Genomic DNA, 12,778 nt, shown 5'->3' with positions numbered 1-12,778 from the left:
CGACCCTAGGTTCTAGCGCTCCTACTTGCTTGTGATAAGAAACATCCTGTGATGAGTTTCAACATGTTGGACATTGAACCACCCGTCACCGCTACCTTGAGGGGTCTGTCTGGACGCAACGAAATCCCTTGGAACCGTTGGGTTTTTACCGCCTTCGCGCAAGCTCCGAAGAGTGCTGCGCAACACGCTTTGTCACTCGGTTGCCTTTTGTTGCTATTCGCGGATTTACCTATCACTAGCAAATATGCTGTTGATTAGCGCCCGGTTAACTCCGTGAACAGGTCGACCCGCTTGCAGCCCGCCCCCCAGCCCACGTCCCGCACCACACCGTCCGCCGACTCGGCCAAGGCTTCGGCCGGCCGGGACCGGGCCGACAGCAACCGGGCTGCCGAGAAGGCTGCGCGGAGCCTGCTGTCCGGCATGCTGGGCCCGCGCCGCGACCGGGGGATGCTGATCCTCGCATCCTTCGCCCTGAACATCTTCGGGCTGGCTCTGCCGGTCACGCTGCTGCACGTCTACGACCGCATCCTGCCGAACGAATCCTACGGCACCATGCTTCTGCTCGGCATCGGCTGCGGGGCGGCGGCGGTGATGGAGGCGATCCTGCGGGTTGCGCGTTCGGCGCTGACCACCTGGATGGGGGCAAGGATCGAGCACCAGTCGAGCGCGTCGCTGATCGACCGGCTGATGCACATGCCGCTGAACGCCTTTTCCCAGCAGGGCATCGGCACCCATTTCGAGGTCTACCGCGCCATCAAGCTGGTGCGGGAATTCTATTCGGGCCAGGCGCTGCAATCGGCCATCGACATCCCCTTCGCCGTTCTCTACCTCGGCCTGATCGCCCTGCTGGCCGGCTGGCTGGCGGCGATCCCGGTGGCGGTGCTGGGGCTTTTCCTGATCGTCGGCGCCGTGCTGGGCCGGCGGATGCGCCGGGCGCTGGAAAGCCGCCACACGCTGGAGGAGCGGCGCCTGAACTTCATCAGCGAGGTGCTGGGCGGCGTCCACACCGTGAAGGGCCTGGGAGCCGAGGCCGGCCTGCTGCGCCGCCACGAGCGCCTGCAACAGGGTTGCAGCGAGGAGGACTTCACCGTCGCCCGCCTCAGCGGCACCGCGTCCGTCGTTGCCGGCACGCTGGCGCAGGCGACGATGATGCTGGTGGTTCTGCTGGGCAGCGTGTCGGTTATCGACGGGGCGATGACCACCGGCGTGCTGACCGCCTGCTCGATGTTGGCCGGGCGCTGCGTGCAGCCTGTGCAGGCGCTGTTCGACCGCTGGGTGCGCTACCAGTCGGTATCGCTGGCCCTGCGCCGCATCGGCCATGTCCTGCTGGAGGTCGGATCCGACGGCGCCGCACCGCTGGTGGACAAGAACGAAGGTTCCGAGACCGACGGCGCGGTCGCCACGCCGCTGGCCCCCGGCTCCATCGAGATGGACAAGGTCAGCTTCGCCTACGACCGCGGGCCGGAGATCCTGAACGGCCTGTCGCTCAGCGTCGGGCCGGGGGAGTTCCTGGGCGTGGTGGCGACCAACAGTTCGGGCAAGACGACGCTTCTGCGCCTGATCCTGGGCGTGCTGCGGCCGCGGTCCGGCGAGGTCCGGGTCGGCGTGCGCACCTTGACCGGGGCCGACGCCATGATCGGCATCGGCGGCGTGGTCTATGTCGGCGAGCATCCGGAGCTGTTCAAAGGCACCATCCTGCAGAACCTGACGCTGTTCGACCCCAGCCGGGCCGATCTGGCGATGGAGGTCTGCCGGCGCCTTGGCCTCGACCGCCGCATCGCCAGCCTGCCGCAGGGCTACGAGACCATCGTCGGCGACGCCTCGCAGGAGGCGCTGCCGCGTGGCGCCCGCCAGATGATCTGCCTTGCCCGCGCGCTGGTCCGCGAGCCGGCCGTCCTGCTGCTGGACGAGCCGAACTCGTCGCTCGACGTCGAGTCCGACAAGGCGTTCCGCCGCACGCTCGACGAGCTGCGCGGCAGCGTCACCATCCTGCTGGTCAGCAGCCGCCCGTCGCTGCTGTCGCTGGCCGATCGGGTGGTGCAGATCGTCGACGGCCATGCGGTGGCCCGCAACCCGGCCGCCGAAGCTGTCGGCGGACAGCCGGCCCTGCTGGCTGCCGTCTCCAGCGCCGTGAAACCGGACGCCGAGGCCGGCATCGATGCGGAACCGATCCGCGCCGCCCATGACGATGGCGACATCCTGCGCCGCCGGCTGGCCGAGGCATCGGCCGTCGGCGCCTGCATGGTGCCGCTGCTCGACGCGCTGGGCTGGCGCGGCGCGCCGCAGACGCTGGCCGAAGCCCTGCCCCACTTCTCCGAGGTGCAGACGGTGGAGGAGATGTGCGACGTGTTCCAGCGCCTGCATTTCGAGGGGCGCAGCCTGCGCTTCGACCTCGGCCGGCCGGAATCGTCGCTGCTGCCCTGCCTGTTCCGCGCCCGCGACGGCGGCATCTACACGCTGCTGTCCGCCGATGCCGACGGCGTCACCGCCTTCAGCGGCCAGTCGCGCGAAACGGTGACGCTGAACTACGGCAAGGGCACGGCCTACGTCTTCACGCCGCGGGAGGCCGCCTCCGGCGCCGGGAACCAGAACTGGGTCGGCACGGTCATCCACGCCTATTTCCCGCTGCTGTGGGCGGTGCTGGGGCTGAGCGCCGTCATCAACCTGCTGTCGGTCGCCGCCCCGCTCTTCACCATGGCGATCTATGACAAGGTGATCGGCACCGGGTCGTTCGACACGCTGGCGACCATCGCCGTCGGCGCCTTCCTGGTCATCGCCGGCGACTTCGCCCTGCGCCAGATCCGCGGCCGGGCGCTGGCCCATGCCGGGTCGCGCATCGCCCGCACCGTCAGCAACGCCACCATCGACCGCATCCTGATGCTGCCGGTGGGGATGAGCGAACGGGCGGCCATCGGCACGCAGATCGCGCGGGTGAAGGACCTGGAGTCGATCCGCGATTTCATCAGCCAGGGCCAGGTGGCGGCGCTGTTCGACGTGCCCTTCGCCCTGTTCTATCTGGGCGTGATGGCGGTGCTGGGCGGGCCGCTGGCTCTGGTCCCGCTGGCCGCCGTGCTGGTCACCGCCGCCATCGGCGCCGCCGTCCATCCGCTGGTGCGCGCCCGCACCGGCACCACCGCGCGGGCCGACACCGAACGGCAGGAATTCTTCGTCGAGATGGTCGCCAAGATGCCGGCCCTGCGCGCCATCGGCGGGCTGGCCCACTGGCGCGACCGCTATGACCGGCTGTCGGCCCGCACCGCCCGGTCGGGCCACACCGCCGCCAACCTGTCGGCGACCCATGCGGCACTGGCCGGGCTGGTGGTGCCGGTGGCGGGATTGGCCACCGTCGGCGTCGGCGCCCTCCAGGTCTTCGCCGGCACGATGACACCGGGCGCGTTGATGGCGTCGATGATGCTGCTGTGGCGGGTGATGGTGCCGTTGCAGACCGCCGTGTCGATGCTGCCGCGCATCGAGCAGCTGCGCGCCAACGCCCGCCAGATCAACGGCCTGATGAGCATCCGGCCGGAGCGCGAGCCGCGCTGCGCCACCTTGCAGCCGCGCCGGCTGAAGGGCGAGGTCTCCTTTTCCCGCGTGTCGCTGCGCTACCGCAACGATGCCGATCCGGCGCTGGTCGGCGTGACCTTCACCGTCAAGCCGGGGCAGATCGTCGCCATCGTCGGGCCGGATGGCGCCGGCAAATCGTCGCTGCTGAAGGTGATGCTGGGGCTCTACGCGCCGCAGGCCGGCAATGTGCGGGTCGACGGTGTCGACATCCGCCAGATGGACCCGGTCGATCTGCGCAAGTCCATCGGCTATGTGCCGCAGGCCAGCTCGCTGTTCTACGGCACCATCGCGCAGAACCTCCGTTTCGCCGACCAGACCGCCGACGAGGCCGAACTGCGCTGGGCACTGTCGCTGGCCGGCGCGCTGGACGAGGTGGAGGCGCTGCCGCGCAGGCTGGACACCCGCATCGGCGACAACCAGTCGCTGCGCCTGTCGCCCAGCCTGACCCAGAAGATCTGCCTGGCCCGCGCCTACATCCGCCGTCCGCGCATCCTGCTGCTGGACGAGCCGGCGAGCCGGCTGGACTTCGAGGGCGACAAGGCGCTGCACGCGGCGCTGGCCGCCCTGCGCGGCCACAGCACCATCTTCCTGGTCACCCACCGGCCGGGCCACCTGACGCTGGCCGACACGGTGCTGACCATGGATGCCGGCATGATCGGCCCCGCCCCGGCCGGCGGCCTGCCCGGCCCCCGTCCGGTCGGTCCCGGCACCAGCCCCAATGGCGGCCCGGGTGGCGGCCCGGGTGGCGGCAACAGCGTCGCCAACGGCCTCGCCGGGGCGTTGCTGGGCGGGATCGGGCTGCAACGCCCGCCCGGCGTCGCCGCCACGCCACAACGCTGATCGGGCGCTGACGCCTTTCGCTCTTTCCTCCAGTTCGTGTGATCCGCAAGATGGCCGCTTCAGACCTCGCCCGCCCCACCGGCAAATCGCTCAGCGCCGACGATGCGACGCTGTCGCTGGTCCGCGCCACCATCCTCGTGCTGGTCCTGCTGATGGCGGCCCTGCTGACCTGGGCCACATTGATGCCGGTCAAGGAGGCTGTCGTCACCGCCGGGCAGGTGGTTCCGTCCGGCAATGCCCAGGTCGTCCAGCATCTCGAGGGCGGCATCGTGTCGTCCATCCTGGTCAAGGAAGGCGATCTGGTGGAGGCCGGCCGGCCGCTGCTCGCCTTCGATCCCAAGCAGGTCCAGGCGGAGCGCGAGCAGATGAACGCCCGCCTGCTGACGCTGGAACTGCGGGCGGAGCGGCTGCGTGCCTTCGCCGCCGGGCGGGCCCCCGATTTCGCCCGTGTCGCCGGCCTCGACACGCCGCAGACGGAGTCGCAGGTCGCCGATCAGACCCTGATCTACGACACCCAGCGCCAGGCCCGCGACACCGCCATCGCCGTCCTGCGCGCTCAGGTGTCGCAACGCGAGGCGGAACTGGCGCTGTATGAGGGGCAGTTGGCCAACATCAAGGACCAGATCACCTTCATCACGGGATCGGTCGACATCCGCAACAAGCTGGAATCGATGGGCCTGTCGTCGAAGCTGCAATCGCTGGAAACCCAGCGCGAGCAGTCGCGCCTGATGGGCGAACAGCGGCGGATCGAGGGTCAGATCATCGCCACCGGCCAAGCGATCACCGAGGCCGGCAACCGCATCCTCGACCAGTCGGCCAAGCTGTCGCAGGACGCCGTGACCGAGATGGGCACCGTCACCGCCGAGATTGCCCAGCTGCGCGAGGCCCGCGCCAAGCTTGACGACCGTGCCCAGCGCCTGACGGTGCTGTCGCCGGTGCGCGGGCTGGTGCAGGATCTGCGGATCAACACCATCGGCGCGGTGGTGCCGGAAGGCGGCGTGCTGATGCAGGTCGTCCCGGTCGACCATGAAATGACGGTGGAGGCGCATGTCACCCCGCGTGACGTCGGCCATCTCCAGGTCGGGCAGGAGGCGACGGTCAAGGTTCTGACCTACGACTTCGCCCGCTATGGCGCCATCACCGGCAAGCTGCTGCGCATCTCGGCCTCCACCTTCCTGGACGAGCAGCACCGCCCCTACTACAAGGCGGTGGTGGCGCTCAGCCGCAATCATGTCGGCCGCGACGATATCCAGCACCCGGTTCTTCCCGGCATGACCACCCAGGTGGAGCTGCCCACCGGCGAGCGGTCGTTGCTGGAATATCTGCTGAAGCCGATCTATTTCGCCCTGTCCGACAGCTTCAACGAGCGGTGAACATAATGCCCTCTCCCGCCCCGGGAGAGGGAGGGACCCGCCAAAGGCGGGAGGGTGAGGGGCGATCCGGACATGGATTTCGATCCATGGATCACCCCTCACCCTTCCCATGGCGATGCCATGGGCCCCTTCCCTCTCCCGGGGCGGGAGAAGGAGATTCAGAGCTTCACCTACAAACGCAAAAAAGCCGCCGGTCCTGACTGGACGGGCGGCCGACATCGGAACGGTGTAAAGGGTCAGTAGGCGCCGAGCGACCGGGCGACGGCGGTGAATTCCTCGGCGAGCCAGCCTTCCTGCCGGATCAGTTGGCCCATCAGCTGCTTCAACGCCGCCTCGTAGGCCTCGGCCCGTTCCTCGGCCGACAGGCCGGCCGCGGCGAGATGGGCGACGAAATCGTCTGCCGCCTGCTCGGGTCCGATCTTCTCAGCCTTGCGGGAGTCGGCCTGGGTCATGACTTTGAACAACCTGGGAGCGGTGTCGGCGATCTGCTGCGGAACCATTTAAGCGCCTTGATGCTGGAGGCGATGCCTGCCCCCATAATGGGTGTACGGAACACGTGTGTGAAGGGACCATTTAGCGCTTAAATGAAATAAATTTTGAATGCATTTGATGCATCTCGTTTCAATTGTGTCGGCCCGTCGGCCAAAAGTTGCGGAGGTGCTGCAAGAAACGGCTCCGACACAGCTCGACAGAATATGTCACGACATACCAGTAGCAATCATTCGTACCAGTACCTAAAATTGCCGCGATTCAGCAGCGCCCGTGAACGCCAATGGCCGGCCGCCCCAACCGCAGCGCCTCCCTTCAGACCGCTCCGCTCCGCGCGGTCGAATCCGATCCGGCTGCCGTCAGCCTGGACAAGGTGAAGGCGATTCTGGCTCCGCTGGACCGGGCACAGAAATCCAAGCTGTTCGAACTGGTGCAGGCCGGGCATCTGGAAGACGATCAGATGACGGTCGAGGTCGGCCGGCTGATCGTCGCCATGCTGAACGGCCCGCGCACCGAACATGCGCGCCGCATCTGGACCGGCTGGTTCGATCCGGTGATGCTGCGCACCGACCAGCTGATGCTGGCGGAAAGCCGGCCGCCCGGCTGCATGCATGTGGTCGACGCCAGCGCCTGGTGGTTCGCGCTGCTGCCGCATCTGCGCGAACTGGCCGGACGGGTGCAGTCCGACATCGCCGCCCGTGCCAGCGAGCATCCGCTGGACAGGGTCCTCGCCTCCCCCGCCGCGGCGGACTGGGCGGAAGAGCTTCGCGTCCGCTCGCTGGCCGTCCTGCGCCAGCGCGGCGGGGCCGGGCCGCTGCTGGCCACCGCCAACTCCGAGCGGCTGACGCTGCTGCGCAAGCGCGGGCTAGCGGGCGTGGCGCCGCTGTCGATGGGCGATCTGGCGATGCTGGATTCCATGCTGGATCATGCGCCGCTATGGAAGGGCATGGTCCGCCCGCGCGACACCATCGGCATGCTGCACGCCGTGTCGGAGATGGCGGAGCACGGCTCGCCCGACGGCGCGATGCACTATGCGCTGGCCCTGATCAACGGGTCGCGCGATCCCGATCAGGCGCTGGCGCTCCATGGCATGTCGCCCAGCCCGGCATTGGTGGAGGCGGCGGTCGGCCATGTGCAGTTCGCCTGGCAATGCCTGCGCCAGAAGCTGGAGGATCTGCATCTCGGCCGCCCTGCCCCGCCGCAGTTGACGGCGGGCGAGACGGTGGACCGCCTCCAGGAGCGCGCATTCCGCTGGTACGACGCGTTGCAGGGCTTTGGCGTCGAGCGCGGCGGCCGCAATTGGGCGGCGGTTTCGGCTGCCGTCGGCCGGGCGACCGGGCTGGTCGAGGGGGAGGTCGTGCCGGTGCTGAGCCACCGGCTGCTGACGCTGAACGCCAGCATGTCGGCCCGGCCGCTGATCGATCCGGTGCGCTTCATCAACGGCTTCAACCACCGGCTGCGGCGCCGCGGCATCGCCGCCTCGACCAATCCCTGGCTGACGGCGATTGGGGAGCATCTGGCTGCCCTGTTCCGGCAGATCGGCGCCTATGGCCGGGAAGATGCGCTATCGGCCATGGCCGACCTATGCGAACTGGCGGAGGAAGCCGGCTACCCCATCGAGGTGACGGCCATCGACAAGACCCTGCTGGGCATCGCCGAGCGGGCCCTGCGCGACGGCCGTGAGCTGAACATCGGGGAAAGCAGGCTGATCGAGCGCGTCGTGACCGTCGCGACAGAGGAGCGCCGCCGCTGCCGCTGGTGGGTGTCGGGCGAACTCGTCAGCCTGCTGGATGCCGCCCAGCAGCGCGGCATCGGCCCGACGCCGCAATAGATCGGCACTGCTACGGAGCACCCCGGATCAGGACGACAGCTTGATCCCCGACAGCATGGAGGCGGCGCAGGCCGACGCGATGGAAACGGCCCTGGGGGTCGCCCTGCGGACCCATGAGGAGCGGGTGGAGCTGTTCCAGCGCCTGGGCGACCATGCCCGCGAACGCGGCCAGGACCTCATCGCCGCCAATTGGGACAGCCGGAAGCGGGAGGCACGCAAGAACGTCGAACTTCTGCGCGCCGTGCTGTCCAGGCCGGAGATCCGGAACACCAGTTCGCTGAAGAAGCGGTGATCGGGCCGGGGGAACCGGATCGCATTCCGCGGGTTGGATCCTTTCGGAATCTAAGTTCCGGTCCCAGGAGCCTGCCCCCGAATGTCGCAAGACCACCCGCCAGAGTATCGCCCCATGAGCATCGACGGACTGTCGGACGACAAGGACACCCCGCATTACGACGGTCCGGCCGGCGGCTGGGGATCGGTCGGGTCGATGGCCCGCATCATGGGGGAAGAACGGCCGCCCCCCGCCGTGCTCGACACGCTGCGCCGTCAGAACAAGCCCGGCGGCTTCATGTGCGTGTCCTGCGCCTGGGCCAAGCCGGCCAAGCCCCGAGCCTTCGAATTTTGCGAGAATGGTGCCAAGGCGACGATCTGGGAACTGACCAGCCGGCGCTGCACCCCCGACTTCTTCGCCCAGCACACCGTCACGGAGCTGAAGGGCTGGAAGGATTACGATCTGGAGCAGCAGGGGCGACTGACCCACCCGATGCGCTACGACCGCGCCGCCGACCGCTATGTGCCCTGCGGCTGGGACGAGGCCTTCGCCGCCATCGGGGCGGAGCTGCGGGCCATCGATCCGGAGCAGGCGGTGTTTTACGCCTCGGGCCGCGCCAGCCTGGAAACCTCCTATCTCTACGCGCTGTTCGCGCGGCTCTACGGGCACAACAATTTGCCCGACAGTTCCAACATGTGCCACGAGACGACCTCCGTCGGGCTCAAGAATACGATCGGCTCACCGGTCGGCACCTGCGTGCTCGACGATTTCGAGAGCTGCAACGCCATCTTCTTTTTCGGCCAGAACACCGGCTCGAACAGCCCCCGCCTGCTCCACCCGTTGCAGGACGCGGTGAAGCGCGGGGCGAAGATCGTCACCTTCAACCCCGTGCGGGAAAAGGGTCTGGAAAGCTTCCGCAATCCGCAGAGCCCGCTGGAGATGCTGACCGGCAAGGACACCCAAATCTCCACCCTCTATTTCCAGGTGAAGGCCGGCGGCGACATCGCAGCCATCACCGGCATGATCAAGCATGTGCTGGCGGCCGAGGAGGAACGGAAGGCGGACGACAGGCACGTCCTCGATCACGACTTCATCGCCCAGCACACCGCCGGCCTCAATGAGATGAAGGCGCGGGTCGACGCCATCGGCTGGGACGAGATCGAGGAGGAGTCCGGCCTGACCCGCGCGGATCTGAAGGAGGCCGCCGACATCTACATCGAGGCGGAACGCTCCATCGCCATGTACGGCATGGGCCTGACCCAGCAGGTGCGCGGATCGGAGACGCTGGGGGCGCTGGTCAATCTGTGGCTGCTGAAGGGCAACATCGGCCGCGACGGCGCCGGCATCTCGCCGGTGCGCGGCCATTCCAACGTCCAGGGTCAGCGCACCGTCGGCATCTCAGAAAAGCCGGAGCTGGTGCCGCTCGACCGGCTGGCCGAACAGTACGGCTTCGAGCCGCCGCGCAAAGAGGGGCTGAACACCGTCAAGGCGTGCGAGAAGATCCTGTCGGGCGAGGTGAAGGCCTTCATCGGGCTCGGCGGCAACTTCGTCCGCGCCATCCCCGAGCGCGAGCGGATGGAGTCGGCCTGGACCCGCCTGCGCCTGACCGTGCAGGTGGCGACCAAGCTGAACCGCAGCCACCTGATCAACGGCGAGGTCGCCTATCTGCTGCCCTGCCTGGGCCGGTCGGAAGAAGATGTGCAGGAAAGCGGCGCGCAGGCGGTGACGATGGAGGACAGCCTGAGCTGCATCCACGGTTCGCTCGGCAACAACACGCCGGCCAGCCCCCATCTGAAATCGGAAGCCGCCATCGTCGCCGGCATGGCGAAGGCGACCCTGCCGCCGAATCCGAAGGTGACCTGGGACGCGTGGGTGGCCGATTACCGCCGCATCCGTACCCTGATCGAGGCGACCTATCCCGACCAGTTCCACCATTTCAACGAGCGGGTCTTCACCCCCGGCGGCTTCTACCGCGGCAACCCGGCGCGCGAACGGATCTGGAAGACGGACTCCGGCAAGGCCCACTTCACCCCGCCGGGCCGTCTGCGCGCCATCGGCTTCGAGGACGCGCCGGGGCGCTGGCGTCTGATGACCATGCGGTCGAACGACCAGTTCAACACGACGATCTACGGCTATTCCGACCGCCTGCGCGGGATCGAGGGCACCCGCGACGTGCTGCTGATGAACCCGCTGGACATCGCCGCCGCCGGTTTGCGGGAGGGCCAGGTGGTGGCACTGGCGAGCGACGCCGGCGACGACGTCGCTCGCCGGGTGGGCGGCCTGACGGTGACACCCTTCCACCTGCCGCGCGGCTGCCTCGGGGCCTATTATCCGGAGATGAACCCGTTGATTCCGCTCTGGTATCACGATGAAGCGTCGAAGACGCCGGCGGCGAAGGGCGTGCCGGTGCGGATCGTGGCGTAGGGCTGAGAATACGCCCTCTCCCGGTCTGTCAACCCGGGGCGGGATTGAGCCGTCGGCCACACCGGGCCCGGCGACGCAGCCGGGTCATCGTCGTCGTCGTGCCGGTCTCGTCGAGGACGATGATTCCATTGCCGCCATGACCCGTAAGATCCGTCAATGCCGTAGCGCCTCGGCCGGGATGAGGCAAAGTGCCTTCGGTCGCAGGATGTTATAGATTTCCCTGCACCTGCCCCCTACGCATTCCCCTCCGGCGTCATCCCGGCCAATCCACCGGCAGCGCCGCCGGCGGCGCGCACCGACGCCAGCGTCAGCGCATGCCAATAGAGGTCCAGCAGGGAAGCCGGCATGCCGCCCTGCTCATGGCCCTCCATCGGCAGGATGGCGGCGGCATGGGCCAGCGCCGCCGTGGCGGCATTCGGGCTGCGCGACACGGCATCGCCCAGCAGCCCCAGCGTCTGGCCCAGTGCTGCGGCGTCGAAGCGCAGCAGGGCGGGCGGCACGGTGATCTGCGCCTCGCCGCCGCGCAGGCGGCCGACGGCGACGTAGACATGCAGCAGGTCGGGCCGCTCCTCCGGCCGCAGCAGGGCGGCGACGACGCGGTTGCCGGTCAGCGGGCCGGTGCCGTCGAACTCGTACATCGTGGCGCGCTCGCCCTGGCGGGTGGCGGCGAGGCCGGCGAGGCGGGCGGCCAGCGGCTCGCCCGCGCGGCGGTTGGCCTCGTCGAACAGAGCGGGGTGGCTGCCGCCCTCGCTCAGCACTACCAAAGGCGCGTCGGTCGCGGCGGCGGCGGCCAGCAGGCGGGCCAGCACGGCGAAGGGGTCGGTTCCCGCCTCGCCCGCTTCCGCGTCCAGCAGGCCGGCGCCACGGCGCAGCATGGCCTCGGCGAAGCTGATGTCGTTGTCCATGGCGGATCCCTCTTCCCGTCCGAAGGCGCCCTTTTTATGCCGGGGCGCCCTCTCCGCTCAATGGTATCCGAAGGCCCCCGTCACCTTTCCGCGGAAGACCCAGTAGGAATAGGCGGTGTAGCCGAGGATCGACGGGATCAGGAAGGCCATGCCGACCAGCAGGAACACCTGCGTCTTGGGCGGGGCCGCCGCCTCCCACACGGTGACGCCGGGCGGAATCAGATGCGGCCACAGGCTGATGGCAAGGCCGAGGTAGGACAGGGCGAACAGCGCCATCGACAGCACGAAGGGCGCCACCTCCCGGCTGTTGTCGATGGCCCGCCACAGGGCGAAGGCCAGCACCGCGGTGACGATGGGCACCGGTGCCAGGAAGAACAGGTTGGGCAGCGAGAACCAGCGCAGGGCGATCTGCGGCAGCAGGAAGGGCGTCCACAGGCTGACCACCGCCACGCCGGCGAGAACCACCAGCATCAGCAGCCGCGCCATGCGGAAGCACCAGTCCTGCAACGGCCCGACGGTCCGCCAGATCAGCCAGGTCGCCCCCAGCAGCGCATAGCCGACCACCAGGGCCGCGCCGCAGAACAGGGCGAAGGGGGAGAGCCAGTGCAGCATGCCGCCGACGAACTGCCGCTCATACACCGGAATGCCCTGGATGAAGGAGCCGAGCACGACGCCCTGCGCGAAGGTGGCCAGCAGCGACCCGAGGAAGAAGGAGCGGTTCCACCAGTGCCGGCCCGCCCGCGCCTTGAAGCGGAATTCGAAGGCGACGCCGCGGAAGATCAGGGCGATCAGCATGACCAGCAGCGGCAGGTACATCGCCGGCAGGACCACCGCATAGGCGATGGGGAAGGCGGCGAACAGGCCCGCCCCGCCCAGCACCAGCCAGGTCTCGTTGAAGTCCCAGACCGGCGCCACCGTGTTCATCATGGTGTCGCGGTCCTCCTCCGTCGGCGCGAAGGGGTAGAGGATGCCGATGCCGAGGTCGAATCCGTCCATCAGCACATACATGAACACCGCGAAGCCGACGATCCCGACCCAGATCAGGGTCAGCAGGCTTCCTTCCGCAATTTCCTGCATGGGG

8 protein-coding genes are annotated in these 12,778 nt (G+C 68.5%); 5 read left to right on the top strand and 3 right to left on the bottom strand.

The window, feature by feature from the left end:
* Window positions 1–273: 273 nt before the first annotated feature.
* Together CRT60_RS19270 and CRT60_RS19265 are read left to right on the top strand one after the other, a co-directional pair.
* On the top strand, window positions 274–4,404 hold the full coding sequence (locus CRT60_RS19270; protein WP_244592621.1) for a peptidase domain-containing ABC transporter: 4,131 nt from the start codon (window positions 274–276) through the stop codon (window positions 4,402–4,404).
* A gap of 50 nt (window positions 4,405–4,454) precedes the next feature.
* Window positions 4,455–5,777: an HlyD family type I secretion periplasmic adaptor subunit gene (locus CRT60_RS19265; RefSeq protein WP_098738163.1), complete on the top strand. Its 1,323-nt coding sequence runs from the start codon at window positions 4,455–4,457 to the stop codon at window positions 5,775–5,777.
* A gap of 236 nt (window positions 5,778–6,013) precedes the next feature.
* On the opposite strand, the gene CRT60_RS19260 is transcribed toward CRT60_RS19265, so the two are convergent.
* Entirely contained in the window at window positions 6,014–6,277 is a 264-nt protein-coding gene (locus CRT60_RS19260) for a hypothetical protein (protein WP_244592620.1), read from the bottom strand.
* A 272-nt stretch (window positions 6,278–6,549) separates the two neighbouring features.
* Here CRT60_RS19260 and CRT60_RS19255 point away from each other — a divergent pair, with 272 nt between their 5' ends.
* From CRT60_RS19255 to CRT60_RS19245, 3 genes are all read left to right on the top strand, one after another.
* Window positions 6,550–8,097 (top strand): hypothetical protein, encoded by a 1,548-nt coding sequence (locus tag CRT60_RS19255; RefSeq protein WP_098738162.1) that lies wholly within the window; start codon window positions 6,550–6,552, stop codon window positions 8,095–8,097.
* Between the two features lie 40 nt (window positions 8,098–8,137).
* Window positions 8,138–8,389, top strand: a complete 252-nt coding sequence (locus CRT60_RS19250) for a hypothetical protein (RefSeq protein WP_098738161.1) — start codon at window positions 8,138–8,140, stop codon at window positions 8,387–8,389.
* Window positions 8,390–8,503: 114 nt separating this feature from the next.
* A complete protein-coding gene (locus CRT60_RS19245) occupies window positions 8,504–10,792 on the top strand; it encodes an FdhF/YdeP family oxidoreductase (protein WP_098738160.1) in 2,289 nt (762 codons plus the stop codon).
* Between the two features lie 233 nt (window positions 10,793–11,025).
* Here CRT60_RS19245 and CRT60_RS19240 read toward each other — a convergent pair whose 3' ends face one another.
* Entirely contained in the window at window positions 11,026–11,697 is a 672-nt protein-coding gene (locus CRT60_RS19240; protein WP_098738159.1) for a hypothetical protein, read from the bottom strand.
* Window positions 11,698–11,754: 57 nt separating this feature from the next.
* Window positions 11,755–12,774, bottom strand: a complete 1,020-nt coding sequence (gene cydB / locus CRT60_RS19235) for a cytochrome d ubiquinol oxidase subunit II (protein ID WP_098738158.1) — start codon at window positions 12,772–12,774, stop codon at window positions 11,755–11,757.
* Window positions 12,775–12,778: the final 4 nt, after the last annotated feature.

Source organism: Azospirillum palustre (assembly GCF_002573965.1).
GTDB classification, from domain to species: domain Bacteria; phylum Pseudomonadota; class Alphaproteobacteria; order Azospirillales; family Azospirillaceae; genus Azospirillum; species Azospirillum palustre.
This window is presented reverse-complemented; position numbering and strand designations above follow the sequence as displayed.

Coding starts and splice junctions, on each gene's coding strand:
- CRT60_RS19265 (WP_098738163.1), top strand. CDS start 4,455: ATGGCCGCTTCAGACCTCGCCCGCCCCACCGGCAAATCGCTCAGCGCC.
- CRT60_RS19260 (WP_244592620.1), bottom strand. CDS start 6,277: ATGGTTCCGCAGCAGATCGCCGACACCGCTCCCAGGTTGTTCAAAGTC.
- CRT60_RS19255 (WP_098738162.1), top strand. CDS start 6,550: ATGGCCGGCCGCCCCAACCGCAGCGCCTCCCTTCAGACCGCTCCGCTC.
- CRT60_RS19245 (WP_098738160.1), top strand. CDS start 8,504: ATGAGCATCGACGGACTGTCGGACGACAAGGACACCCCGCATTACGAC.
- CRT60_RS19240 (WP_098738159.1), bottom strand. CDS start 11,697: ATGGACAACGACATCAGCTTCGCCGAGGCCATGCTGCGCCGTGGCGCC.
- cydB (WP_098738158.1), bottom strand. CDS start 12,774: ATGCAGGAAATTGCGGAAGGAAGCCTGCTGACCCTGATCTGGGTCGGG.